Here is a 24,306-nt window from a genome sequence, read left to right as displayed (position 1 = left end):
TTCCTTCGCCGCCAGCATTGCCGCCGCGGGCTGGCAGATTGGGCCGCTGCTGTGGTTCGGCTGGCTGTCGGTGGCCGGTTATGCGCTGGTGTTCGCCAAGCCGTGGCTGCGGCGCGGGGCGGGTGGGAAGCCGAAGAATTCTTAAAGAAATCGGCCTACAGCGCTTGTGCATCAAGCGCTGGTAGCTATCTTTTTTGAAACATTCGTTCAGGCCAGTGCTGTCGCTGCGGGCACCGGCAGGCTGCCGTTGCGCCATACCGTTTATCGGTAAATAATATGCAGCGATGGCCATCGTCTCATTCAATTGCGCGGACACCCAGGCTTTGTTCACCACGGGCAGGTCGCGCCGCTTTGCCAACGTCAAGGACGTGGCGATCCGCAAGCTTGCGCAACTGGATGCCGCGCCGACCCTGATGTTCCTGCAAATGCCGCCCGGCAACCGGCTTGAGGCACTGAAGGGCGACCGCGAAGGCCAGCACAGCATCCGCGTCAACGACCAATGGCGCGTGTGCTTCGTCTGGACGCCCGAAGGCCCGAGGAACGTTGAAATCGTCGATTACCACTGAAAGGAGGCCCACATGTTCAAGAACGGAATGCGCCCCGTACACCCTGGCGAAGTCCTGCGCGAGGACTACATGAAGCCCCTGGGCTTGAGCGCCAATGCCTTGGCGAAGCTGCTGCACGTGCCGGCCTCGCGTGTGAACGACATCGTGCTGGAGCGGCGCGGCGTCACGGCGGATACGGCCCTGCGGCTGTCGCGCTACTTTGGCGGCAGCGAGGAAGACGCCCAGGGCTGGATCAACATGCAGGCGGCCTACGACCTCAGGACGACAACCCTGGCGGTGGGAAAGACCATCGCCAGGCAAGTGCGTCCGCGCGATGCCACCGAGGGCGAGGTGGCGCACGGCCTCGCATGACCGCCGTGGTCAGTATCGCGGGGCTTGTTCCGGCGTTCTCCGGCGCTACATCCATCCCAAGGAACCGCAGCCATGACCGCACTGACCATCCGCCTGCCCGACTCCGTACACCAGAAGATCAAGGAACTGGCTGCGCGCGACCACATCTCCGTCAACCAGTTCATCGCCAGGCCGTGGCTGTGGCGCGGGGCGGGTGGGTGATGGTGGTGCGCCCGGTCGTTGAAGCGTTGGCTGGGCCGTGTTCCACGGCTCGGATTGTGGGTGTGAGTGGCGAGCAGCGTTGTTGCAATGTGAGCTGCCAGCGCCTGATGCGCCTGGGTTTCAGACTGAAAACTACCTGAAACCAAGGCAAGACAGGCGCAAGCAGCTCCTATTTTTGTAGTTCCTTGAACACCTCGCGCGCGGCCGCCACGGTGGCGGCGATGTCCTGCGCCGTGTGCGCCGCGCTCACGAAGCCTGCCTCGTACAGCGCGGGCGCGATGTAGATGCCGCGATCCAGCAGGCCGTGGAACAGGGTGTTGAAGCGCGCGCCGTCGGTATGCAAGACCTGGGCGTAGTTCTGCGGCAGCTCGGGCAGCAGGAAGAAGCCGAACATGCCGCCCTCGCAGTCGGCGCTGAAGGGCACGCCCTCGGCGGCGGCGGCGCTGGCCAGGCCCTCCACCAGCGAGCGCGTGGCGGCGGAGAGCGCGTCGAAGAAGCCGGGCTTCTGGATCTCGCGCAGCGTGGCGAGGCCGCAGGCCGTGGCGACCGGGTTGCCCGACAGCGTGCCCGCCTGGTACACCGCGCCCAGCGGCGCCAGGTGCTCCATGATGGCGCGCGGCCCGCCGAAGGCCGCCAGGGGCATGCCGCCGCCGATCACCTTGCCGAGCACCGTGAGGTCGGGCTGAAAGCCGGGAATGGCCTTCGCATAAATGCTCTGCGCGCTGCCCAGCGCCACGCGAAAGCCCGTCATCACCTCGTCCAGCACCAGCAGCGCGCCGTGCTGCGTACACAGTTCGCGGCAGCGGCGCATGAAGGGCACGCTGGCGCGCACCATGTTCATGTTGCCCGCGATGGGCTCGATCATCAGGCAGGCGAGGTCGGGGCCGTGCAGCGCAAAGGCTTCTTCGAGCTGCGGGATGTTGTTGTATTCGAGCACGATGGTGTGCTGCACCACCTCGGGCGGCACGCCCGCGCTGGTGGCGTGGCCGAAGGTGGCCAGGCCCGACCCGGCCTTGACCAGCAGCGCGTCGGCATGGCCGTGGTAGCAGCCCTCGAACTTGATCAGCTTGTTGCGCCCGGTGGCGCCGCGCGCGAGGCGGATGGCGCTCATGCCCGCCTCGGTGCCGGAGCTGACGAGGCGGATCATCTCCGTGGACGGCACGAGGCGGATGATTTCTTCGGCCAGCTCCACCTCGCGCTCGGTGGGCGCGCCGAAGCTGAAGCCGTCGAGCGCGGCCTTTTGCACGGCCTCCAGCACGGCGGGGTGGCCGTGGCCCAGGATCATCGGGCCCCAGGAGCCGATGTAGTCGATGTGCCGCTTGCCGTTCGCGTCCCAGAAGTAGGCGCCTTGCGCGCGCTGGACGAAGCGGGGCGTGCCGCCCACGGCCTTGAAGGCGCGCACGGGCGAGTTCACGCCGCCGGGGATGAGCGCCTTGGCGCGTTCGAACAGGGGGATGTTGCGGTCGGTGTCAGTGCTTGGTGTCATGGGGTGGCATCACGAAGCCTTCGATGGCTTGCGTCTCGTCGATGGGGAGTTGTTCGTCTTCTTCGGCCTCGTCCTCGTCGGGCTGGGCCCAGAACATGCGGTCGGGCACGATGTGGCCCATGCCGGGGCGAAAGCCCGCGTCCAGGCAGCGGTCGAGGTAACTCAGCGACTCGCTGGTGGCCTCGCCCAGGTCTGCGCCTGCGGCCACCAGGGCGGTGAGCGCGGCCGAGAGCGTGTCACCCGCGCCGGAGAAGGTGGCGTCGAACAGCTCGAACTTTCCGCTGCCCAAGACCGTCTGGGGCGAGGCGAGCACGTTCTCCACGAACTGCTCGGGCAGGGGGATGCCGGTGACCAGGGTGTAGGGCACGCCCATCTCGGACGCGGCGCGGGCGATGTCGCGGGCCGTGGGGCTGCGCTCGCCGCTCCAGTCCGGCAGCAGCCAGCGCCACAGGGTGCTGTGGTTTCCAACCAACACCGAGGTCTGCGGCAGCAGCAGTTCGCGGAAGGCGTCCAGGTACTCGTCGATCAGCTCGTCGCGCCACCAGGAAAGGTTGGGCATGTAGGCTATCACTGGTATTTCGTCATAGTCAGTCGCTATTTCGGCAATGGCGCTGAGGTTCTCGGGGCTGCCCGCGAAGCCGACCTTGATGGCCTGTACCGGCAGGTCTTCCAGCACCGCGCGCGCCTGTTCGGACACGGCCTCGTCGTCGAAACTGAAGTGGTCGAAAATCTGCGCCGTATCGCGGGAATACGCGCCGCAGACCACCGCGATCGGGTGGCCGCCGACCGAGGCGATGGCGGTGATGTCGGCGGTCAGCCCGCCCGCGCCGCAGGGGTCGCTGGCATTGAAGACCAGCACGCATGCCGGGCTGGCGTCTTCGGCGCCGTCGTCGTCGATGTCGGTGATTTCTGGGGAGGGAGTGGATGCTTTGCCGGTCATGGACCCGATCCTGCTGCAAGGGTGGCGCCGAGGCCGGGGCACCCGGAGATGACTAGATACAATCGTTGCATTCTATGTGAAGGCCCTTTAAGCTGTGACCGACTCTAAAACCTGGATGTGCTTGATTTGCGGTTGGATATATGACGAGGCTGCGGGTTCGCCCGAGCACGGCATCGCGCCCAACACGCCCTGGGAACAGGTTCCCATGAATTGGACCTGCCCCGAATGCGGCGCCCGCAAGGAAGATTTCGAGATGGTTCAGATTTGAGACGCTTTTGCCGCATCGCCGCAGCGTTGTTTGTTTTTCCATCGGGAGCAGTATCAATTGACTACAACAGGCACATCTTTCAAGGTGCTCGTGGTGGATGACAGCAATACCATCCGCCGCAGTGCCGAGATATTTCTCAAGCAGGGCGGGCACGAAGTCCTGCTGGCCGACGACGGTTTCGACGCCCTGGCCAAGGTCAACGATTATCAGCCTCAACTGATTTTCTGCGACATTCTCATGCCCAAGCTCGACGGATATCAGACCTGCGCCATCATCAAGCGCAATGCCCGTTTTGCAGATACTCCGGTGGTGATGCTGTCGTCCAAGGACGGCGTATTCGACAAGGCGCGCGGTCGCATGGTCGGCTGCCAGGAATATCTCACCAAACCATTTACCAAAGACCAACTGCTGCAGGCCGTGCAGCGGTTTGGTAATTCCCATCAAGGAGCGATGTAATGCCCATTCAGAAAGTACTGGTCGTTGACGACTCGAAGACCGAGTTGATGTTCTTGACCGACCTGCTTCAGAAAAAAGGCATGCAGGTGCGTACCGCAGAAAATGCCGATGAAGCCTTCCGCCGCCTGGCTGAAGAAAAGCCCGACCTGATCCTCATGGACGTGGTGATGCCCGGCCAGAACGGCTTTCAGCTCACGCGGGCCATCACCCGTGACCCGCTGTATGCCGACGTGCCCATCATCATGTGTACGAGCAAGAACCAGGAAACCGACCGCGTCTGGGGGATGCGTCAGGGTGCGCGCGGCTACATTACCAAGCCCGTGGACCCTGCCGAACTGCAGGCCAAAATCGACGCCCTGAACTGAGGCAGCGGCGCGCTCATGGCCAACCGCGAAGCCCTGCGAGAGCTCCAGACTCGGCTTGCCAGCCGCCTTCAGGCCGCACGCACCGAGGCAACCTCCGTCTCATCCTGGCTGGCTGTGGAGTCCGCCGGGAATTTCTATTTGCTGCCGCTGGGGCAATCGGGGGAGATCTTCCCCTGGGGCTCCGTCCAGGCCGTGCCCTATACCCAGCGCTGGTTCCTCGGCGTCGCCAACCTGCGCGGCAGCCTGGTGGGGGTGGTCGATCTCGCGGGCCTGCTGGGCTTCGAGGTGCCGCGCACCGAACAGGCGCTGTCGGAGGCCAGCCTGCTGGCGTTCAACGCTGCGCTCGAAGTCAATGCCGCGCTGCTGGTGGACAGGCTCGCGGGCCTGCGCGGTACCGACGCCTTTGTGTCGTCAGAGCCCCCTGCCGAGGACTCGCCCGCGTTCTTCGGCACCACCTACATCGATTCCGGTGGCACGCGCTGGCAGGAGCTGAACCTGCAAATCCTGTCCCAACATCCCGCTTTCCTGAGCATCAGTGCTTGAGTTTTTCTGTAAGGCCGCACCATGTCCGTCGTCAATCAATTTGGAAAACTGTTCAACCGAAAGCCTGATGTTCCGGTCGATGTCGCTGCCGACGACAACGGGCAGGATCTTCTGGCTACCGACTCGTTGGAAGCTGTGCATCTGAGCGAGTCCTACCAGGTGGACGCCATGAACAGCGTTCAGGGGGAGCCCGATGCCTACCGCCCCGAGCTCGCCGAGTCCGAGGTCGATGAAGACCTGATTTCCCTGCCCCTGCTGGGCCGCGCCACCGCCGCCGCGCATCAGCGCCGCTTGCTCGGGCTGCTGGCCATTGGCGTGATCGTGCTGGCCTTGATCGCGGCGTGGGTGCTGCGCCAGGCCGACCGCTCCGCACAGCAACTGGCCTCTACCGGCCAGTCGCTCATGCAGTCGCAGCGCCTGGCGAAGTCGGTGTCGCAGGCGCTGGTGGGCAGTCCGCAGGCCTTCCCGGACGTGGTCGAAAGCTCCGGCGTGCTGGCGCGCAATGTGCGCGCGCTCAACGCTGGCGACAGCGAACTGGGCGTGGAGTCGCTGGGTGAGCCCTACAAGCCCGACCTGGACGCCATCACGCCGCTGATGGAGCGGGCCGAACGCAATGCTGGCGTGGTGATGGGCCAGCAAAAGATTCTGACCCAGGTGGGGGACGCCCTGCGCACCATCAACCGCCAGTCGTCCGACCTGCTGGAAGTCGCCGAAACGATCTCGTCGCTCAAGCTTCAGCAGGGTGCCCCGGCTGCGGAAATCTCTGCCGCTGGCCAATTGGTGATGTTGACGCAGCGTATCGGCAAGTCGGCCAACGAATTCCAGACCATGGAAGGCGTGAGCCCCGAGGCCGTGTTCCTGCTGGGCAAGGACTTGAACTCGTTCAAGGAAATCGCCCAGGGGTTGCTGGACGGCAGCTCTGAACTGCGCCTTGGCGCCACCAAGGACGCCCAGACCCGCGAACAACTGGAAGCCCTGATCAAGCTTTATGAGCAGACCCGCACGCAGGCCAGCGCCATCCTGGGCAACCTGCAGGGCCTGGTGTCCGCCCGCGAGGCGCAGACCGCGATCATTGCCGACAGCGAGCCGCTGCGCCGCCAGCTGGAAGGCCTGCAAAGCAAGCTCTCCGCCCAGACGGGTGTGGGCGGCGGGCAACTGGCGGCTCTGGTGCTGGCTGGCTTGTTCGTGATTCTTTGCGGGGTGGGCATTTCGCGCGTGCAACTGCTGGACAGCCGCAGCCGCCAGACGGCTGCCGAACTTCAGCAGCGGGACGCCCGCCGCCAGGAGCAGGAGGCCAAGCGTGTCAACGACGCGAACCAGGCCGCCATTCTGCGGCTGATGAACGAACTGCAATCGGTTGCCGAAGGCGACTTGACGCAAGAGGCCACCGTGACCGAAGACATCACCGGCGCCATCGCCGACTCGGTGAACTACACGGTGGAAGAGCTGCGCCAACTGGTGGGCAGCGTGCAGAACACGGCCACCCGCGTGGCGCAGACGACCGCGCAGGTGGACACCACGTCCACGGAGCTGCTGGCGGCATCGACCGAGCAACTGCGCGAGATCCGCGAAACCGGCCAGTCCGTTCTGAACATGGCGACCCGAATCAACGAGGTGTCCACGCAGGCGCAAGAGTCCGCTACCGTGGCCCGCCAATCGCTGCAGGCGGCCGACTCGGGTCTGCAAGCCGTGCAGAACGCCATCGGCGGCATGAACTCCATCCGCGACCAGATCCAGGAAACCTCCAAGCGGATCAAGCGCCTGGGCGAATCGTCGCAGGAGATCGGTGAAATCACCGAACTGATTTCCGACATTACGGAGCAGACGAACGTGCTGGCTCTGAACGCCGCCATCCAGGCCGCGTCCGCCGGTGAAGCCGGTCGCGGCTTCTCTGTGGTGGCGGAAGAAGTGCAGCGCTTGGCCGAACGCTCGGCGGACGCAACGCGCCAGATCTCGGCGCTCGTGAAGGCCATTCAGACCGACACCCAGGATGCCGTGGCCGCCATGGAGCGCTCCACGCAGGGTGTGGTGGAAGGGGCGCGCCTGTCCGACAGCGCCGGTACCGCGCTGACCGAGATCGACCGCGTGTCGCGCCGCCTTGCCGAGCTTATCGAGCAGATTTCGTCTTCGACCTCCAAGGAGGCCGTCCTGGCCAACGAAGTGGCCGACAACATCCAGCACATCTTCGCTGTGACCGAGCAGACGGGTGAAGGTACCCGCACCACAGCGCAGCAGGTGCGCGAGCTCTCGCACATGGCCGAGGAATTGCGCCAGTCGGTCGCACGGTTCAAGATCGCCTGACACGACGCACGATAGCCATCAACCAGCTGGCTCATAGCAGCCGGGGACGAATACATGTCATCTATTGATGCCAAAAATGCACCGGCCGCAGAGTGGACTCAGGGGGATCAGGACCTGGGTCCGTTGGCATGGGTGCTGGACGAGCTGCGCAAGTCGCTGGACGGCGCTGTCAAGGCCATGCGCCGTTTTGTTCGTGATGCGGAAGCCGCCCGCGAATCCGATCTTGCCGCCCTGGATGCCGGATCGCTGCGCATAGCGCGCCAGCAATTGCACCAGGCATGCGGTGCGCTGGAGATGGTGGGCATGGGCCCGCCCGCGCTGGTGCTGCGGGCCATGGAGTCTGCGGTGCAGAAGTTCGTGCAGCGCCCCGAAACCTGCAGCGACGAAGCTGCCGCAGTGATCGAGCGCGCCAGTTTCGCGTTGATCGAATACCTGGAAACGGTGTTGGCCGGCAAGGCCGCATCGCCAGTGGCACTGTTTCCGCAATACCGCGACGCCCAGGCGCTCGCGGGAGCCGAGCGCGTTCATCCTGCAGACCTATGGCCGGTGGAGCGCCGATTCCGCGAGCCGGAAGGAGCGGTGTCCGCTGCCCCGCTGCCCTACGGGCCCGAGGCACGAGCGCGCCTGGACTCGGCGGTGCTGCGCATCGTCAAGACCGGCGACCTGAAGGCTGCGCTCAGCCTGCGCGACACCTCGCTGGGTTTCGTGGCGGCCCAATCGGACCGCCAGTCGCGCGCCTTCTGGAAGATTTGCGCGGGTTTCTTCGAGGCGTTCGGCTCCGGCCTGCTGAAGCCGGACCTGTACGTCAAGCGCGTGGCTTCGCGCGTGCTCATGCAGTACGCGACCCTCGCCAAGGGCGACGGCACGATCGCGGACAGGCTGGTCCAGGACCTGCTGTTCTTCTGCTCGCAAGCCAAGCCCTCGGAAGCATCGGCCCACGAAATGCCTTCGCTCAAGGCCGTGCGCCACGCCTTTGCGCTGGACCGCTTCCAGCCCGTCGAATACGAATCGGCCCGATTTGGGCGCTTCGATCCCGCCCTGCTGGCCCAGGCACGCAAGCGCATTGCTGCGGCCACCGAAACCTGGTCCGGCCTGGCGGGCGGCGACCGCAACAAGCTCAAGCCCGCGATCGACCAGTTCAGCCTGGTTTGCGATTCGTTGCGCAAACTGCATCCTGGCAGCGAAATTTTGGCGCTGGCACTGACGCGCGCCATGGATGCCACCGCCCGTTCGGGGGAGCCGCCGACAGCCGCATTGGCCATGGAGGTGGCCACATCGGTCCTGTACCTGCAGGCGGCTTTCGAGGAGCTGGACACGGCCGACGAACAGATGGAGGCCCGTGCGAACCGCCTCGCCGAACGCCTGGATGCGGTGGTGTCTGGCGCCGAACCCGAACCGCTGGAGCAGTGGATGGAAGAGCTGTACCGCAGGGTCAGCGACAACCAGACCATGGGCAGCGTGGTGGATGAACTGCGAGTCACCCTGGGCGAGGCCGAGAAATCCCTCGACCAGTTCTTCCGCAACCCGCAGGACACGACCGTGCTGGCGCCAGTGCCCGGCCAATTGGCGCAGATGCGCGGCGTGCTCTCGGTGCTGGGTCTCGACCAGGCATCGCTCGCCGTGGTGCGCATGCGGGACATGGTGGACCGGCTGCTCATCAACGAAGTGCCCGAGCCCGACCGCCAGGGTGTTTTTGAAAAGCTGGGCAACAGCCTGGGAGCCTTGGGCTTCCTGATCGACATGCTCAGCTACCAGCGCACGATGGCGCGCAAGCTGTTCGTGTTCGACGAGGAATTGGGCGAGTTGCGCATCCTCACCGGCAGAGGGCGCACGCGCGCCTCGGACGCGGTGGAGGAAGTGCCCACCAAGCTCGAAGAACGGGCGGCGGTTCCCCTGCCCGATGTGCTGCCGCGTTTTCCCGAGCCGGAGCAGCTCAGCGAGCCCACGGATTTCGGCACCTTGCCCGAACTGCCCGATTTCCCCACGGTGCTTCCCGGCGCCGCCGCGCCTGAGACCGCGCCGCAGCCGCAGCTGCAGGCGATCGTCGAGGCCCCCGCCCTGGTGTCGCAAGCCGTGCCCTCCATCGCAGTGCCGGTGGCTGCGGCTCAGGCGCCTGAAGTCGAGGACGAACTTCTCGAAGTGTTCTTGGAAGAAGCCCGGGAAGTCGTGGGCAATGGCCTTGCGGCCCTGGATGTGCTCAAGGATGAGCCCGGCAACCTCAGCGAGCAAACCACGCTGCGTCGCGCGTTCCATACCCTCAAGGGCAGTTCGCGGATGGTGGGCCTGAACGACTTTGGCGAAGCTGCCTGGTCCATGGAGCAGGTTCTCAATGCCTGGCTGGCGGAGCAAAAGCCCATGCAGCCAGGTTTGCAGCAGCTGTCGTCCGATGCGCTGCAGGCTTTCGGTCGCTGGGCCGATGACATCGCTGCGGGCCAGGCCACGGGTTGGCAGCCTGACGCATTTTGCAAGTCGGCGGATGCCATGCGCCTGGATGGCACGCTGGTGCCGTTGGCTCTGCCTTTCGCCGACGGCGCCATGCCACTGCCCGCGACCGTGGAAGAACAGCCGGATGGGGTGGAAGAAGAATTGGCGATGCCGGACTTCGCGCCGACGGAGATCTCGGAGCACGAGCCTGAAGGAGAGGCGGGTGCTTCGGCAAGCCATGTTGTGCCCGAAATGGCCGAAGAGATCGACTTCTCCGTCTTCGCGGACGCGGTCAATGGCATGCAGCCCGAGGAGCCGCCTGCAGCGGACACCTCCAGCACTGATTTTGTCCTGGACCTCGAATTGCCCGACCTGGAATCTGTTGCCGTGGCAACCGAGGAGCCGTTCGCGGATGGAGATTTTGCCGAAGTAGAGAAGCTGCTGGAGCCCGTGGAGGAGGTCGAACCTGCTCAGTCCATGGATTCTCCCGTGCAAGTGGCGGAGCCCGGGCCCCAGCCCCTGTTTGTGGAACAGGCGCCAGAGCCGGAGCTTCCTGAAGAAACTGTCAGCGAAGACGAGGCCGTCAAGGTCATCGACTCACTGCGCATTCCCATTCCGCTGTACAACGTTTACCTGAACGAAGCCGACGAATGGTCGCGGCGCCTGGTGACCAGCCTGCAGGAATGGTCCCTGGAACTGCACGAGCCCCTGCCGGATCTGGCGGTCGCGCTGTCGCATTCGCTGGCCGGCAGTTCCGCGACCGTGGGCTTCGCGGCGCTGTCCGACCTGGCCCGCTCCCTGGAGCATGCCCTGCAACACGTGCAGCTCCAGTCCGGCGGTACGCCGGAACAGGCGCAGACCGCCATGGCGGCGGCGGAGGATATCCGCCGCCTGCTGCACCAATTCGCGGCAGGCTTTCTCAAGGACCCGAACCCGGAGGTGCTGGAACGCTTGCGCGAGATTCTGGAAGCCGAGGTGGAGAACACCTTGTCGCCACCAGAGGAGGATGCCGAGGCGGCCCTGGCGATGGGCGCGGTGGACGCGGCGCAGCCCTGGCCCGACGCCGAGTTGCCAGCGTTCGCAGAGCCATCGCCCGAGCCCATTTCCGCACCTGTCGTGATGGGCCACGTCGCGCCCGCGCTGTCGGTGGTGGTGCATGACCACGACCAGGCGGTGGACGATGCGATCGCCCATGCCGTCGCCATGTCCTCGGACGTGGACGATGACATCGATGCCATCGACGTGATCGACCCGGACCTGTTCCCGATTTTCGAGGAAGAGGCCACCGAGTTATTGCCGCAACTCGGCGGCGCCCTGCGCCAATGGGCCTCGCGCCCCGACAACCTGGGCGCCCGCAGCGAAGTGCTGCGCGCGCTGCACACGCTCAAGGGCAGCTCGCGGCTTGCCGGTGCCATGCGCCTGGGTGAAATGGCCCACCGACTGGAGTCGGCCATCGAGCACCTCGACGCGGAAACGGTCACGCCCGACCAGATCGAGCCCCTGCAGGCCAGCTTCGACGGCCTGCAGGCGAACTTCGAGGCGCTGCGCGCCATCGGCCAGAGCCCTGCGGACACGTTGGTCTCTCTGCCCGTCGGTGCGCCGGTGGCCGAAGCCGCTTCCAACGCCGCGCCGGTGGCTGCTCCCGTGCAGGCCGCAGCCACTGCCGCAGTCCGCCTGCCCGGCCCGTCGCAACTCGCGCCGCTGCGCGTGGCGGCCAACCAATCGGTGCGCGTGCGTGCGCAGCTTTTGGATCGCCTGGTGAACCAGGCGGGCGAGGTGATGATCAGCCGCTCGCGCCTGGATGCGCGCATGGGGCAATTCCGCGCTTCGCTGTCCGATCTGTCGGACAACCTGGACCGCCTGCGCCAGCAGCTGCGTGACATCGAAGTACAGGCCGAGTCGCAGATGCAGTCGCGCCTGGCGCTGTCCAAGGACTCGGCAGCGGGCTTCGATCCGCTGGAGTTCGACCGATTCACCCGGGTGCAGGAGCTCACGCGCATGATGGCCGAGTCGGTGAACGACGTGGCCACCGTGCAGCGCAACCTGCAACGCGCCATGGAAGGTGCGGAAGACGATCTCATTGCCCAGGGCCGCCAGGCGCGTGAACTGCAGCGCGACCTGTTGCGCACCCGCATGGTGGAGTTCGAGGGCATTGCCGAGCGCTTGTACGCCGTGGTGCGCCAGGCGTCCAAGGAGACGGGCAAGCAGATCAAGCTGGACATCACCGGCGGCTCCATCGAAATGGACCGCGGCGTGCTGGACCGCATGACACCGGCCTTCGAGCACCTGCTGCGCAACTGCGTGGCCCATGGCATCGAAGACCCCCAGGTGCGCGCTGTGGCGGGCAAACCCGCCATCGGCACGATCACCGTCGATCTGCGCCACGAGGGCAACGACGTGTCGGTCGAGTTCCGCGACGACGGCGCGGGCCTGAACCTGCCCCGCATCCGCGAGAAGGCGCTGGCGCAAGGCCTGGTTGCGCCCGGTGCGGAACTCAGCGACGCGGACGCCGCCAACCTGATCTTCATGCCGGGCTTCTCCACCGCGTCCGAAGTGACGGGGCTCGCAGGCCGGGGCATCGGCATGGACGTGGTGCGTTCCGAAATCAACGCTCTGGGCGGTCGCATCGAGACTTCGACCGAGACCGGCAGGGGCGCGTCCTTCCGCATGGTGCTGCCGCTGACCACTGCCGTGACGCAGGTGGTGATGCTGCGTGCGGGCGACCTCGCCATCGGCGTACCCGCCAACGTGGTCGAGATCGTGCGCCGCGTGTCCGCGCAGGAGCTGGAAGCGGCTTACCGCAGCGGCACTTTCGACGACGGAACTGAAAAACTGCCGTTCTTCTGGTCGGGCGCGTTGCTGCAGGCATCCGCGCGCAGCAGCGAGCCTGCGGGCAAGACCCGTCCCGTGGTGATCTTCCGCAGCGCATCGCAGCGCATTGCCATGCACGTGGACGAAGTGCTGGGCAACCAGGAAGTCGTGGTGAAGAACCTGGGCCCGCAACTGTCCCGCCTGCCCGGCCTGGCAGGCATGTCGGTGCTGGCCTCGGGTGCCGTCGTGCTGATCTACAACCCGGTGGCGCTGTCCACGGTGTATGGCGAGCAGGTGCGCGCTGTCAGCGCGGGCCTGCCGGCCGTCCTCGATGCCGAAAGCGGCGCGGATGTCGGCGCTGGCAAGGCGCTGGTGTCGCCCCAGCTTGCGGGCCCGAGCCAGGTGCCGCTGGTGCTGGTGGTGGACGATTCCATCACCGTGCGCCGCGTCACCCAGCGCCTGCTGCAGCGCGAAGGCTACCGCGTGGCGCTGGCGGCAGACGGCCTGCAGGCGCTGGAGCGGCTGCAGGAAGAGCGCCCGACGGTGGTGCTGTCCGACATCGAAATGCCCCGCATGGACGGCTTCGACCTGGCGCGCAACATCCGCGCCGACGCTGCCCTGCGTGATCTGCCCATCATCATGATCACCTCGCGCATCGCCGAAAAGCACCGCGAGCACGCGACGGAGCTGGGTGTGAACCACTACCTGGGCAAGCCGTACTCGGAAGAGGAACTGTTGAGCCTCGTCCAGCACTACGCCCGCCTGGCCGCCGGTGCCGCCGAGGAAGCGGCGGCCTGACAAGTGCCGCCACGCGCGCCTGGATACCGACCAGTGTCCAGGCGCCTCCATTTCTTCGGGGCCTGTTGAGCGTTACCCTAAAATTGCGGAATGTCCTCTGATTCCGCGCCCATCAACCTGACGCATCACTTCCTGATCGCCATGCCCGGCCTGGAAGATGCCTCGTTCGCGCGCAGCGTCGTCTATCTGTGCGAGCACAGCGAGCGCGGTGCCCTGGGGCTCATCATCAACAAGCCCACCGACATCACCCTGAAGGGGCTGTTCGACAAGGTGGACCTGTCCCTGCGGCGCGGGGACCTGACCCGCGAGCCCGTCTTCCAGGGCGGCCCGGTGCAGACCGAGCGCGGCTTCGTGCTGCACGAACCCATGTTCATCGACACGGCCGAGGCCGACGAATCCGCCTACGCATCGACCATGACCATCCCCGGCGGGCTGGAGATGACCACGTCCAAGGACGTGCTCGAAGCCCTGTCCACCGGCGCGGGCCCGCGCCGCGTGCTCGTCACGCTGGGCTATTCGTCGTGGGGAGAGGGGCAGCTCGAATCCGAGCTGGCCGAAAACGCCTGGCTCACCGTGGGGGCTGATCTGTCCGTCATCTTCGACACCCCCGTGCCCGAGCGCTACGACCGGGCCCTGTCGCTGCTGGGCCTGCAAACCTGGATGCTGTCGCCCGAGGCGGGTCACGCATGACCGGCGTGCCCGCACAGCCCCCCGTTGTACCTGCGCATTTCCAGACCTTTCTTGCTTTCGATTTCGGCCAGAAACGCACCGGCGTAGCGTCGGGCAATCGCTTGCTGCAAAACGCCACGCCGCAGGCCACCATCAAGGCCGAGGGCGACGCACGTTTTCCATTGATCGCCCAGCGCATCCAGGACTGGCAGCCCGACGCGCTGGTGATCGGCGTGCCCTACCATCCCGACGGCGCAAGCCACGAGAACACTGCGCGCGCGCTCAAATTCGGCCGCCAGCTGCGCGGGCGCTTCGGCCTGCCGGTCTATGAGGTGGACGAGCGCTACAGCACCACCGAGGCCATTGCGGGCGGCGCAAAAGACGCCGACGCCGCCAGCGCCTGCATCATCCTGGAACAGTTCCTGAGGAATCTCCCATGACCACCCCCTCATCCCCCGGCAGCCTCGTGCTCGACGCCGAGGCCCTGTACCGCGAGCTGCTGCGCGGCGTGCGCAGCATGCTCACGGCCACCACCCAGCTCGCGGGCATCACATCGGGCGGCGCGTGGCTGGCCGAGCGACTGCAGAAAGACCTGGGCCTGCCGGGCGCCCCCGGCGTGCTGTCCTCGTCCCTGCACCGCGACGACTTCGCCCAGCGCGGGCTCGCCTCCAGCGCGCAGACGCAACTGCCCTTCGACGTGAACGGCGCCGACGTGCTGGTGCTCGACGACGTGCTCTACACCGGCCGCACCCTGCGCGCGGTGCTCAACGAGCTGTTCGACTACGGCCGCCCCGCCAGCGTGCGCCTGGCCGTGCTGGTGGACCGGGGCGGGCGCCAGTTGCCCGTGCAGGCCGACTTTGCCGCCGCCCGCGAGGCGCTGCCCGCGTCGCAGTCGCTGGCCCTGGCGCGCGGCGATGACGGCAGCTTCCAATTCCAGATCAAAGAGGTGTGAACGTGCTGCACAAGCGCAACCCCCAACTCAACAGCAACGGCGAGCTGATCCACCTGCTCTCCATCGAAGGGCTGCCGCGCGACATCGTCACGCACATCCTCGACACGGCGGCCAATTTCGTCTCGGTGAACGACCGCGAGGTCAAGAAGGTGCCGCTCTTGCGCGGCAAGAGCGTGTTCAACCTGTTCTTCGAGAACAGCACGCGCACGCGCACCACCTTCGAGATCGCGGCCAAGCGCCTGTCGGCGGACGTGATCAACCTCGACATCGCGCGCAGCTCGGCCAGCAAGGGCGAGTCGCTGCTCGACACCATCGCCAACCTCTCGGCCATGGCGGCGGATTTGTTCGTGGTGCGCCACAGCGAATCGGGCGCGCCCTACCTCATCGCGCAGCACGTGGCGCCGCACGTCCACGTCATCAACGCGGGCGACGGGCGGCACGCGCACCCCACGCAGGGGCTGCTCGACATGTACACCATCCGCCACTACAAGAAGGACTTCAGCAACCTCACGGTCGCCATCGTGGGCGACGTGCTGCACTCGCGCGTGGCGCGCTCCGACATCCACGGCCTGACCACGCTGGGCTGCCCTGAGGTGCGCGTGGTCGGCCCGCGCACGCTGGTGCCTGGCGACATGGCGCAGATGGGCGTGCGCGTGTGCCACACGCTCGAAGAGGGCATCAAGGACGCGGACGTGGTCATCATGCTGCGCCTGCAGAACGAGCGCATGAGCGGCGCGCTGCTGCCGTCCAGCCAGGAGTATTTCAAGAGCTTCGGCCTCACGCCCGAGAAGCTGCGGCTTGCCAAGCCCGACGCCATCGTGATGCACCCCGGCCCCATCAACCGCGGCGTGGAGATCGACTCCGCCGTGGTGGATGGCAAGCAGAGCGTGATCCTGCCCCAGGTCACCTTCGGCATCGCGGTGCGCATGGCCGTCATGTCCATCGTCGCCGGGAACGAGGCGTGATGATCATCTACTCCTGTTTTCATAGCTGCTCGTGCTTGTCCAGCAAGCGCTAGCGGCCAATTTGGCTTGAAACCATGAAAATCCTGATCCAGAACGGTCGCGTGATCGACCCCCGCTCCGGCCTTGACCAGACCTGCGACATCGCCCTGGCCGCAGGCCGCATCGTGGGCGTGAACCGCGTGCCGCCAGGCTTTGCGGCAAGCCGCACCATCGACGCCAGTGGCTGCATCGTGCTGCCCGGCCTGGTGGACCTGGCCGCGCGCCTGCGCGAGCCAGGTCACGAGCACGAAGGCATGCTCGAATCCGAAATGGCCGCAGCCGTCGCGGGCGGCGTCACCAGCCTCGTCTGCCCGCCCGACACCGACCCCGTGCTCGACGAGCCGGGCCTGGTCGAAATGCTGAAGTTCCGCGCCGAGAAACTGCACCAGTCGCGCCTGTTCCCGCTCGGCGCACTCACGCGCGGCCTCGCGGGCGAGGTGCTGACCGAGATGGCCGAGCTGACCGAATCCGGCTGCGTGGGCTTCGGCCAGGCGGACGTGCCGCTCGCCAGCACCCAGGTGCTGCAACGCGCGCTGCAGTACGCCGCCACCTTTGGCTACACCGTGTGGCTGCGCCCGCAGGAGATGCACCTGGGCAAGGGCGTGGCCGCCAGCGGGCCGCTGGCCACGCGCCTGGGCCTCTCGGGCGTGCCCGTGGCGGCGGAGACGATCGCGCTGCACACCATCTTCGAGCTGCAAAAGACCACCGGCGCGCGCGTACACCTGTGCCGCTTGTCGAGCAGCGCAGGCGTAGAGCTGCTGCGCGCTGCCCGCGCCAACGGCCTGGCCGTGACGGCGGACGTGAGCATCAACTCGCTGCACCTGACCGACGTGGACATCGGCTTCTTCGACAGCCGCGCGCGCCTGTCGCCCCCGCTGCGCCAGCAGCGCGACCGCGAGGCGCTGTCCGCCGCGCTGGCAGACGGCACCATCGACGCGCTGGTGTCCGACCACACGCCCGTCGATGAAGACGCCAAGACGCTGCCCTTCGCCGAAGCCGAGCCCGGCGCGACGGGGCTGGAGCTGCTGCTGAGCCTGGCCCTCAAGTGGTCGCAAGACAGCGGCGTGCCCCTGCAGCGCGCGCTGGCCGTGGTCACCGCCGAACCCGCCCGCGTGCTGGGCGGCGCCCTGGGCACGCTGCAAGCCAGCGTGGGCCAGATCGTCGAAGGCGGCGTGGGCGACCTGTGCATCCTCGACCCGCAAGCCACCTGGACGGTCGATGGCGCGGCGCTGGCCAGCCAGGGCAAGCACACGCCGTTCTCCGGCTACGAGCTGCCGGGCCGCGTGCGCACCACCCTGGTCGGCGGCCAGGTCGCCTTCGACCGATGAGATGAGACGGCAACACCCCCCTGAGCCGCGCCAGCTGCATGTGCTGCGGGTGGCGCGCAGCACCATGGATCACTGAAATGAAGCCCCTGCGCGCCAGCTGGCGGCTGCTGCGCCTGCTGGGCCACATTGCCAAGGGCCTGTGGATCGTGGCGCTGCGCTTCCCGGCGCTGCCGCCGGACCAGCAGCACGCACACGTGCAGGCGTGGTCGCTGCAACTGCTGGCGCACGCGGGCATCAGCCTGCGCATCGTGGGCCAGCCGCCCGTGGCGGGGCCGGTGCTGCTGGTCGCCAACCACCTCTCCTGGCTCGACATTCCCGTGCTGCACGCGGCGCGCCACTGCCGCTTCATCTCCAAGTCGGACGTGCGGGGCTGGCCGCTGATCGGCACGCTGGCCACCGCTGCGGGCACGCTGTACATCGAGCGCACTTCGCGCCGCGACGCGCTGCGCATGGTGCGCGAGATGCAGGCATCGCTCGCGCGCGGCGAGGTGCTGGCCGTGTTCCCCGAAGGCACCACGGGCGACGGCCGCGCCATGCTGCCCTTTCATGCCAACCTCATCCAGGCGGCGGTGGCCGCCCAGGCCCCCGTGCAGCCCGTGGGCCTGCGCTTTGCCGACCAGGCCAGCAGGGCGACCAGCTTCGCGCCCAGCTACATCGGTGACGAGACGCTGGTCGGCTCCATCTGGCGCACCCTGAGCGCGCCGCCCATCGAGGCGGTGGTGCATTACGGCACGCCCGAAACCGCCCAGGGCCGCGACCGCCGCGCCTGGGCGCAGCATCTGCAGGCCACGGTGGACGGCCTGCGCCAGAGCGGGTGACTCGCTGAAACGGGCCAGAGCCGGGCTTATTTCACGGTCGGCTACAGCGTCACCCCTGTTCAGTGTACGCAGGCTCCTTTATCGTTCGCAGCCTTCGTTCCACTGTCGGGAGGCACCAAGCATGAACCTGATCGAACGCGTCAAGAACATTCTTCTGCAGCCCCGGGAGACCTGGGCCGCCATCGACGCTGAGGCCACCGACGTAGCCACCCTGTTCACCCGCTACGCCACGGTGCTGGCCGCCATTCCGGCGGTGGTCGTCATCGCGGCCATCGTCATCGGGGTGGTCATCGCCGCCCTGGGCTCGCTCTTCACGCCCGTAGGCGGCATGGCCGGGGCCACGGCCTCGATCGGCATGAACACGCCCGGCGGCGGCAAGGTGAACATCGACACTGCGGGCCTGGAAGCCGCGGGCAAGAAGATGGAAGAAGCCGCCCGCCAGATGGAGCAGGCCAGCCTGGGCCAGGCCATCGCCGTGCAAAGCCTGAAGGCCGCGCTGCCCGAGACGCTGGGCGGCCTGCCGCGCAAAGCCAAGTAACTATCATAAAGATAGCTGCTGGCGCTTGCTGCACAAGCGCTAGCGGCCAATTTGGCTTAAAAATCCATCAAGCGCGCGGGAACGCCACCAGGTGCTCCACCCGCGCGCGGATGCCGATCCATGCGCCCGGCGCATGGTCGTGGCGGCTGGGTACGTGGGCCTGCACCGTGTGGCCGCTGGCCAGTTGCAGCGTGTACAGGTACGCCGCCCCCCGGAACGACTTGCGCACCACCTGCGCCTGCACGGGCGCCGCGTCGTCGTGGACCACGTCGTCGGCGCGCAGCAGCACGTCGCATTCGCCCCTCGCGTAGCTGCCGGGCTGGGGGCATTCGGCCAGGTCGGCCAGATCGCCCAGCGGCGTCTGCGCCACCACCTGGTCGCCGCGCTGCACCAGCGTGGCGGGCACGAAGGCGCCGTGGCCGATGAAGTCCGCCACGAAGCGCGTGGCGGGGCGCTGGTACAGGGTGGCGGCGTCGGCCCACTGGTGCAGGCGGCCCTCGTGTACCACGCCGACCTGATCGCCGATGGCGAAAGCTTCGAGCTGGTCGTGCGTCACGAACAGCGCCGTTGCGCCCGCCGCCTTCAAGATGCCGCGCACCTCGTGCGCGAGGCGCTCGCGCAGCTCCACGTCCAGGTTGGAAAACGGCTCGTCCAGCAGCATGAGCTGCGGCCTCGGCGCCAGCGCCCGCGCCAGCGCCACGCGCTGCTGCTGGCCGCCCGACAGCTCGTGCGGAAAGCGCTGCTCGCTGCCTGCAAGGCCCACCAGCTGCAGCACCTCGGCCACGCGCGCGGCCTGCTCGGCTTTGCGAAGCTGGTGGATGCCGAAGGCCACGTTGCGCCCCACGCTCAGATGCGGGAACAGCGCGTAGTCCTGGAACACCATGCCGATGCGCCGCTGCTCGGGCGGCACGCTGTGCGCGGCGCTGCCCACCACCTGCCCCGCCATGCGGATCTGGCCGCCCGACACCGGCTCCAGCCCCGCCACGGCGCGCAGCAGCGTGGTCTTGCCGCAGCCCGAGGGGCCGATCAGCACGCCGATGTCGCCCGCGCCCAGGCCCAGCGAGACGCCCTGCACGGCGGGCTGTGCGCGGCCCGGGTAGCGCACTTCGAGTTGGGAGACTTCCAGAAACATAGGCGCCGATTCTAGGGGGGTGAATGCTTAGAATTCGCATTTGCATCCTTGCCCATCTCCGCCTTGCGCCTCGCCTCTCGCTCCATTCCCTTGATCCTGTTCGCGGGCTTCCTGGCGCTGCCGGTGCTGGCGGTGCTGGCCTCGTGGTTGCCCATCGGCCACGGCGACGCCACGGCGGGCGACATCCTGCGCGAGATGGCGTCCACCGTGCTGCCGACCTACGTGTGGACCACGCTGTGGCTGAGCCTGTTCGTGGCCCTGGGCGCGGCCATCGTGGGCACGGGCGCGGCGGCGGCCGTCACGCTGTTCGACTTCCCGGGCCGACGCGCCTTCGAATGGCTGCTGCTGCTGCCGCTGGCCATGCCCGCCTACGTCACGGCGTATGCGTACACCGACTTCCTGCAGTTCAGCGGCCCGCTGCAGGTGGGCCTGCGCAGCGCCTTCGGGCTGGAAGGCCGCCTGCTGCCCGAGGTGCGCAGCCTGGGCGGCGCCATCTGGGTGTTCATCTTCGCGCTGTACCCCTACGTCTATCTGCTGGCGCGCACGGCTTTGGGCGAGCGCGCCGCGCACCTGATGGAAGCCGCGCGCCTGCTGGGCGCGCCGCTGCCGCGCCGCATCCGCGCTGTGGCGCTGCCGCTGGCGCGCCCGGCGGTGGCTGCGGGCGTGGCGCTGGTGCTGATGGAGACCCTGGCGGACTTCGGCGTCTCCAGCTACTTCGGCATCCAGACCTTCACCACCGGCATCTACAAGGCCTGGCTGTCCATGGACAACCGGCTGGCCGCCGCGCAGCTTGCCACCATGCTGCTGGCCGTGGTGCTGGCGCTGCTGCACCTGGAGCACCGCGCGCAAAAGCGCATGCGCTTTGCCACCGGCGGCGGGCGTGCGGGCTCGGCGGAGGCGCAGCCGGTGCGGCTGCAGGGCGCGCACCGCTGGGCCGCGTGGGCGGTGTGTGCGGTGCCGGTGGTCATGGGCTTCGTGGCGCCGGTGTGCTTCATGCTGCGCCCGCTGGCAGCCGACTGGTCCGTGCTGCCCTGGGAGCGTTTCGTCGAATGGACGTGGAACAGCGTGCGCCTGGGCGGCATCACCGCGCTGCTGGCCGTGGCCGTGGCGCTGGCGCTGGCCTTCGCCGTGCGCCGCCAGCCGGACGCCGTGACGCGCGGCGTGGTGCAGCTTGCCAGCATCGGCTACGCCGTGCCGGGCGCGGTCATCGTGGTGGGCGTGCTGCTGCCCGTGGGCTGGCTGCAGGCGGCCCGACCGCAGTGGGGCGTGGGCGCGCTGGTCACGGCCACGGCCTGCGGCATCGTGTGGGCGTACCTGGTGAGGTTTTGCGCCGTGGCACTGCAGTCGGTGCAAAGCGGCTATGCGCGCATCCCGTTGAACCTGGACGCCTCGGCCCGCACGCTGGGCGCGGGCAGCGTGGCCCTGCTGGCGCGGGTGCATTGGCCGCTGCTCAGGCGCTCCACCGCGGCTGCCGCGCTGCTGGTGTTTGTCGATGTGATGAAGGAGCTGCCCGCCACCATGGTGCTGCGCCCCTTCAACAGCGACACCCTGGCCGTGGTGGCGTATCAACTGGCGCGCGACGAGCGGCTGGGCGAGGCGGCGCTGCCGTCGCTGGCGCTGGTGGCCGTGGGGCTGGTGCCCGTGATCCTTTTGAGCCGCACGCTGCGCAGCCGGTAGGTTTCCAGCTGAAGTCCCACGCCCCGCACAATGCACCATCCCTGAACGGAAAAGGACGCAAGCGCATGGAGCAGCAGTCATTCATCATCCTCGGCGCAGGCGCCATCGGCTGCTATGTGGGCGGTCGCTTGGCCGCCCACGGCCAGCCGGTCTGTCTGGTGGGCCGACCGCACACGCTGGAGCCCATCGCGCTGCACGGCCTGAAGGTGACTGACCTGGACGGCTTCGACCGCCAGGTGCCGTCCACCGCCCTGCGCCTGGCCCCCACGTTGGCCGAGGCCGCGCCCGGCGCGGGCAGCGTGGTGCTGCTGTGCGTGAAAAGCGGCGCCACCGAATCGGCGGCACGCGAGCTGGCGGCCACCTGCGCGCCCGGCACGCCCGTCATCTCGCTCCAGAACGGCGTGGACAACGTGGCCCGCGTCACCGCGCTGGCCCCGGGCCTGAACGTGCTGGCAGGCATGGTGCCCTACAACGTGGTGCTGCGCGGCGCGCACGTACACCGCGCCACGGCGGGCCAGGTGCAGTTGCAGCGCAACGCGGTGACCGAGCGGCTGCTGCCCGTGTTCAACGCGGCGGGGCTGGCCACGGTGCTGCCTGCGGACATCCGCGCCGTGCAGTGGGGCAAGCTGCTGATCAACCTCAACAACCCGGTCAACGCGCTGTCCAACCTGCCGCTGCGCGAGGAGCTGATGGACCGCGACTGCCGCCGCGTGTTCGCCGCATTGCAGTCCGAGGCCCTGCGTGTGATGGCGCGCGCTGGTATCGCGCCCGCCCAGCTCACCGCCGTGTCGCCCGCGCTGCTGCCGCACCTGCTGCGCCTGCCCAACGCGCTGTTCACGCGCCTGGCGCGGCGTATGCTGCAGATCGACGCGCAGGCCCGCTCGTCCATGTGGGACGACCTGGAAGCCGGGCGCGTGACGGAGATCGACGCCCTCAGCGGCGCGGTGGTGCGGCTGGCCGCCGCGCACTGCATGGCCGCGCCGCTCAATGCCAGGATGTGCGAACTGCTCGGCGGGCCGCGCCAGCGCTTGACCGGGGCGCAGATGCGGGCCGCGCTCGGAATCTAGGCCCGCTTATATTTCCTGCATGACTGCTGCTGCGCCTGGTTTCCAACGATTCATCCCCTTCCTTGCCGTCCTCGGCTCCGTCACCGCCCTCGGCATCGGCACCTCATGGGCCAAGCAGTGGCTGTTCCCCGCCGTGGGGGCGCAGGGCACCACCGCCGTGCGCGTGGGTTTGTCGGCGGTGCTGATGCTGCTGCTGTGGCGGCCCTGGCGCTGGCGGCTTTCGCGTGCGGATGCCAAGGCTCTGGCCTGCTACGGCGCGGCGCTGGGGGGCATGAACCTGATGTTCTACATGTCGCTGCGCACGCTGCCCTTCGGCCTGGCCGTGGCGATCGAGTTCGCGGGGCCGCTGGCGGTCGCCATCGGCTCGTCGCGCCGGGCGGTGGATTTCGTCTGGGTGGCGCTGGCCGTGGCGGGGCTGGGCATGCTGCTGCCCCTCAAGCCAGGTTTGGGGTTGACCGGCAGCACGCTCGACCCGGCGGGCGTGCTCTACTCGGTAGCCGCCGCCGTGTTCTGGGGGCTGTACATCGTGTTCGGCAAGCGTGCGGGGCACTTGCACGCGGGGCAATCGGTGTCGCTGGGGCTGCTGGTGGCGGCGCTGGTGGTCGTGCCGGTCGGTGCGGCGCATGCGGGCGCCGCGCTGCTGTCGCCCGCCGTGCTGGCGGCGGGGCTGGTGGTGGCGGCGGTCTCCAGCGCCGTGCCGATCTCGCTGGAGATGATGGCCCTGAAGCGGCTGCCCCAGGGCGCTTTCGGCATCATGATCAGCATGGAGCCCGCCGTGGCGGCCTTGCTGGCGATGGCGCTGCTGGGCGAGCACCTGACGGCCCTGCAGTGGCTCGCCATAGGCTGCATCATGGCGGCATCCATGGGCACGGCGGTAACAGCGGCGGGTACTACAAAAACAGTAGCTGCTGGCGCTTGATGGATAAGCGCTGGAGCCTGTTTTGGCTGTGATTCCTGGGACCGCCGATCATGCCCCGGCGCGCCCGGTCTGCGGCAGCCCGGGCAGATGGGTGCGCAACACCGACTCGATCAGGTCGATCTCCAGCGTGAGCTGGCGCAGGGTCTCGTCGTTGATGCGGTGGCAGCGGCGCAGCCCGTGCAGTTCGTCGCGCTCGGCCTGCAGCGCATCCAGCCTCAGGGCCGCCTCCAGGCTCAGCGCGCGCAGCGCCTCGCAGTGGCTGGCGGTGTCTTTGGGTGCGGCCAGCTGCAGGCGGTGCTGGTAGCCGGTGTCGATGCGCTCGCGCACGGCGCTGAACACCGGCGACGGGCCATCGGCGGGCTGCACGCCAGCCAGTGCGCGCCGCGCCGCCAGGGCCGCGCGCCGGCGTGCCCATGCGGCCTCGCGGCTCTGGTGGCCGCACTGCTGCGGGGCCAGGCGGCGCGCCAGCCACGGCAGCGTCAGGCTGGTCAGCAGCATGTTCAGCACGATGACCGCCGCCGACAGAAAGACCAGCAGATCGCGCGCCGGAAACGCCGCGCCGTCCGGCAGCGCCAGCGGCACGCCCAGCACCGCCGCCAGCGTGAAGCCGCCGCGCGTGCCGCCCAGGGCGACCAGGGCCGCCGCCATCCACGGCTGCGCAGCGGCGCCGGGGCGCGGCGGGCGGCGCAGCC

22 protein-coding genes and 1 pseudogene are annotated in these 24,306 nt (G+C 67.9%); 19 read left to right on the top strand and 4 right to left on the bottom strand.

Annotated features, from left to right (window positions below):
• The first annotated feature begins 284 nt into the window (after positions 1-284).
• The 3 genes from QM569_RS03050 (at position 285) to QM569_RS03040 (ending at position 1,118) form a co-directional block, all read left to right on the top strand.
• Positions 285-566 carry a type II toxin-antitoxin system RelE/ParE family toxin gene (locus QM569_RS03050; protein WP_414985751.1) on the top strand — a complete coding sequence of 94 codons (282 nt, stop codon included), beginning with the start codon at positions 285-287 and terminating at the stop codon, positions 564-566.
• Positions 567-578: 12 nt separating this feature from the next.
• The gene (locus QM569_RS03045) at positions 579-917 is read left to right on the top strand and encodes a HigA family addiction module antitoxin (RefSeq protein WP_414985750.1); all 339 of its coding nucleotides are present in this window, start codon (positions 579-581) and stop codon (positions 915-917) included.
• Positions 918-989: 72 nt separating this feature from the next.
• Entirely contained in the window at positions 990-1,118 is a 129-nt protein-coding gene (locus tag QM569_RS03040; RefSeq protein WP_414985749.1) for a toxin-antitoxin system HicB family antitoxin, read from the top strand.
• Between the two features lie 169 nt (positions 1,119-1,287).
• Here QM569_RS03040 and hemL read toward each other — a convergent pair whose 3' ends face one another.
• Both hemL and thiD read right to left on the bottom strand, forming a co-directional pair.
• The gene (gene hemL / locus QM569_RS03035) at positions 1,288-2,604 is read right to left on the bottom strand and encodes a glutamate-1-semialdehyde 2,1-aminomutase (protein WP_414985748.1); all 1,317 of its coding nucleotides are present in this window, start codon (positions 2,602-2,604) and stop codon (positions 1,288-1,290) included.
• The gene (thiD, locus tag QM569_RS03030) at positions 2,588-3,544 is read right to left on the bottom strand and encodes a bifunctional hydroxymethylpyrimidine kinase/phosphomethylpyrimidine kinase (protein WP_414985747.1); all 957 of its coding nucleotides are present in this window, start codon (positions 3,542-3,544) and stop codon (positions 2,588-2,590) included. Before thiD ends, hemL begins: the two co-directional genes overlap by 17 nt.
• A 94-nt stretch (positions 3,545-3,638) precedes the next feature.
• Between thiD and QM569_RS03025 the strand changes: the two genes are divergently transcribed.
• The 13 genes from QM569_RS03025 to QM569_RS02965 all read left to right on the top strand — a co-directional run bounded on the left by QM569_RS03025 (position 3,639) and on the right by QM569_RS02965 (position 18,819).
• A complete protein-coding gene (locus tag QM569_RS03025) occupies positions 3,639-3,812 on the top strand; it encodes a rubredoxin (RefSeq protein ID WP_414985746.1) in 174 nt (57 codons plus the stop codon).
• A 57-nt stretch (positions 3,813-3,869) separates the two neighbouring features.
• Positions 3,870-4,268 (top strand): response regulator, encoded by a 399-nt coding sequence (locus QM569_RS03020; RefSeq protein WP_414985745.1) that lies wholly within the window; start codon positions 3,870-3,872, stop codon positions 4,266-4,268.
• Positions 4,268-4,633 carry a response regulator gene (locus QM569_RS03015; RefSeq protein WP_010459520.1) on the top strand — a complete coding sequence of 122 codons (366 nt, stop codon included), beginning with the start codon at positions 4,268-4,270 and terminating at the stop codon, positions 4,631-4,633. Before QM569_RS03020 ends, QM569_RS03015 begins: the two co-directional genes overlap by 1 nt.
• 15 nt (positions 4,634-4,648) lie before the next feature.
• Complete coding sequence (locus QM569_RS03010) at positions 4,649-5,176, top strand: chemotaxis protein CheW (RefSeq protein ID WP_414985744.1); 528 nt, start codon at positions 4,649-4,651, stop codon at positions 5,174-5,176.
• Positions 5,177-5,197: 21 nt separating this feature from the next.
• Positions 5,198-7,477, top strand: coding sequence for a methyl-accepting chemotaxis protein (locus tag QM569_RS03005; RefSeq protein WP_414985743.1), 2,280 nt, complete (start codon positions 5,198-5,200; stop codon positions 7,475-7,477).
• A 54-nt stretch (positions 7,478-7,531) separates the two neighbouring features.
• On the top strand, positions 7,532-13,510 hold the full coding sequence (locus QM569_RS03000) for an Hpt domain-containing protein (protein ID WP_414985742.1): 5,979 nt from the start codon (positions 7,532-7,534) through the stop codon (positions 13,508-13,510).
• Positions 13,511-13,600: 90 nt separating this feature from the next.
• On the top strand, positions 13,601-14,200 hold the full coding sequence (locus QM569_RS02995; protein ID WP_414985741.1) for a YqgE/AlgH family protein: 600 nt from the start codon (positions 13,601-13,603) through the stop codon (positions 14,198-14,200).
• Positions 14,197-14,619 (top strand): Holliday junction resolvase RuvX, encoded by a 423-nt coding sequence (gene ruvX, locus QM569_RS02990; protein ID WP_414985740.1) that lies wholly within the window; start codon positions 14,197-14,199, stop codon positions 14,617-14,619. Before QM569_RS02995 ends, ruvX begins: the two co-directional genes overlap by 4 nt.
• Positions 14,616-15,131, top strand: a complete 516-nt coding sequence (gene pyrR, locus QM569_RS02985) for a bifunctional pyr operon transcriptional regulator/uracil phosphoribosyltransferase PyrR (RefSeq protein ID WP_414985739.1) — start codon at positions 14,616-14,618, stop codon at positions 15,129-15,131. Before ruvX ends, pyrR begins: the two co-directional genes overlap by 4 nt.
• 2 nt (positions 15,132-15,133) lie before the next feature.
• A complete protein-coding gene (locus QM569_RS02980) occupies positions 15,134-16,096 on the top strand; it encodes an aspartate carbamoyltransferase catalytic subunit (RefSeq protein ID WP_414985738.1) in 963 nt (320 codons plus the stop codon).
• Between the two features lie 74 nt (positions 16,097-16,170).
• Positions 16,171-17,463 (top strand): dihydroorotase, encoded by a 1,293-nt coding sequence (locus tag QM569_RS02975; protein ID WP_414985737.1) that lies wholly within the window; start codon positions 16,171-16,173, stop codon positions 17,461-17,463.
• Between the two features lie 77 nt (positions 17,464-17,540).
• Positions 17,541-18,281 (top strand): lysophospholipid acyltransferase family protein, encoded by a 741-nt coding sequence (locus tag QM569_RS02970; protein ID WP_414985736.1) that lies wholly within the window; start codon positions 17,541-17,543, stop codon positions 18,279-18,281.
• A 121-nt stretch (positions 18,282-18,402) separates the two neighbouring features.
• Positions 18,403-18,819 (top strand): hypothetical protein, encoded by a 417-nt coding sequence (locus QM569_RS02965; RefSeq protein ID WP_414985735.1) that lies wholly within the window; start codon positions 18,403-18,405, stop codon positions 18,817-18,819.
• A 67-nt stretch (positions 18,820-18,886) separates the two neighbouring features.
• Here QM569_RS02965 and QM569_RS02960 read toward each other — a convergent pair whose 3' ends face one another.
• On the bottom strand, positions 18,887-19,951 hold the full coding sequence (locus tag QM569_RS02960) for an ABC transporter ATP-binding protein (RefSeq protein ID WP_414985734.1): 1,065 nt from the start codon (positions 19,949-19,951) through the stop codon (positions 18,887-18,889).
• 63 nt (positions 19,952-20,014) lie between these two features.
• On the opposite strand from QM569_RS02960, the gene QM569_RS02955 reads away from it, so the two are divergent.
• The 3 genes from QM569_RS02955 (at position 20,015) to QM569_RS02945 (ending at position 23,614) form a co-directional block, all read left to right on the top strand.
• On the top strand, positions 20,015-21,628 hold the full coding sequence (locus QM569_RS02955; RefSeq protein WP_414985733.1) for an ABC transporter permease: 1,614 nt from the start codon (positions 20,015-20,017) through the stop codon (positions 21,626-21,628).
• 65 nt (positions 21,629-21,693) lie between these two features.
• Positions 21,694-22,695, top strand: coding sequence for a 2-dehydropantoate 2-reductase (locus QM569_RS02950; RefSeq protein ID WP_414985732.1), 1,002 nt, complete (start codon positions 21,694-21,696; stop codon positions 22,693-22,695).
• A 19-nt stretch (positions 22,696-22,714) separates the two neighbouring features.
• Complete coding sequence (locus QM569_RS02945; protein WP_414985731.1) at positions 22,715-23,614, top strand: EamA family transporter; 900 nt, start codon at positions 22,715-22,717, stop codon at positions 23,612-23,614.
• Between the two features lie 48 nt (positions 23,615-23,662).
• Here the strand turns inward: QM569_RS02945 and QM569_RS02940 are convergent.
• Positions 23,663-24,306, bottom strand: a pseudogene (locus QM569_RS02940) (hypothetical protein); the annotation flags it as partial.

It is taken from the genome of Acidovorax sp., assembly GCF_047607405.1.
Lineage (GTDB): Bacteria > Pseudomonadota > Gammaproteobacteria > Burkholderiales > Burkholderiaceae_C > Acidovorax.
This window is presented reverse-complemented; position numbering and strand designations above follow the sequence as displayed.

Bases quoted from the DNA above. Each gene is read 5' to 3' on its own strand.
- QM569_RS03050 (WP_414985751.1), top strand. From the start codon at position 285: ATGGCCATCGTCTCATTCAATTGCGCGGACACCCAGGCTTTGTTCACC.
- QM569_RS03045 (WP_414985750.1), top strand. From the start codon at position 579: ATGTTCAAGAACGGAATGCGCCCCGTACACCCTGGCGAAGTCCTGCGC.
- QM569_RS03040 (WP_414985749.1), top strand. From the start codon at position 990: ATGACCGCACTGACCATCCGCCTGCCCGACTCCGTACACCAGAAGATC.
- hemL (WP_414985748.1), bottom strand. From the start codon at position 2,604: ATGACACCAAGCACTGACACCGACCGCAACATCCCCCTGTTCGAACGC.
- thiD (WP_414985747.1), bottom strand. From the start codon at position 3,544: ATGACCGGCAAAGCATCCACTCCCTCCCCAGAAATCACCGACATCGAC.
- QM569_RS03015 (WP_010459520.1), top strand. From the start codon at position 4,268: ATGCCCATTCAGAAAGTACTGGTCGTTGACGACTCGAAGACCGAGTTG.
- QM569_RS03010 (WP_414985744.1), top strand. From the start codon at position 4,649: ATGGCCAACCGCGAAGCCCTGCGAGAGCTCCAGACTCGGCTTGCCAGC.
- QM569_RS03005 (WP_414985743.1), top strand. From the start codon at position 5,198: ATGTCCGTCGTCAATCAATTTGGAAAACTGTTCAACCGAAAGCCTGAT.
- QM569_RS03000 (WP_414985742.1), top strand. From the start codon at position 7,532: ATGTCATCTATTGATGCCAAAAATGCACCGGCCGCAGAGTGGACTCAG.
- QM569_RS02995 (WP_414985741.1), top strand. From the start codon at position 13,601: ATGTCCTCTGATTCCGCGCCCATCAACCTGACGCATCACTTCCTGATC.
- ruvX (WP_414985740.1), top strand. From the start codon at position 14,197: ATGACCGGCGTGCCCGCACAGCCCCCCGTTGTACCTGCGCATTTCCAG.
- pyrR (WP_414985739.1), top strand. From the start codon at position 14,616: ATGACCACCCCCTCATCCCCCGGCAGCCTCGTGCTCGACGCCGAGGCC.
- QM569_RS02975 (WP_414985737.1), top strand. From the start codon at position 16,171: ATGAAAATCCTGATCCAGAACGGTCGCGTGATCGACCCCCGCTCCGGC.
- QM569_RS02970 (WP_414985736.1), top strand. From the start codon at position 17,541: ATGAAGCCCCTGCGCGCCAGCTGGCGGCTGCTGCGCCTGCTGGGCCAC.
- QM569_RS02965 (WP_414985735.1), top strand. From the start codon at position 18,403: ATGAACCTGATCGAACGCGTCAAGAACATTCTTCTGCAGCCCCGGGAG.
- QM569_RS02960 (WP_414985734.1), bottom strand. From the start codon at position 19,951: ATGTTTCTGGAAGTCTCCCAACTCGAAGTGCGCTACCCGGGCCGCGCA.
- QM569_RS02950 (WP_414985732.1), top strand. From the start codon at position 21,694: ATGGAGCAGCAGTCATTCATCATCCTCGGCGCAGGCGCCATCGGCTGC.
- QM569_RS02945 (WP_414985731.1), top strand. From the start codon at position 22,715: ATGACTGCTGCTGCGCCTGGTTTCCAACGATTCATCCCCTTCCTTGCC.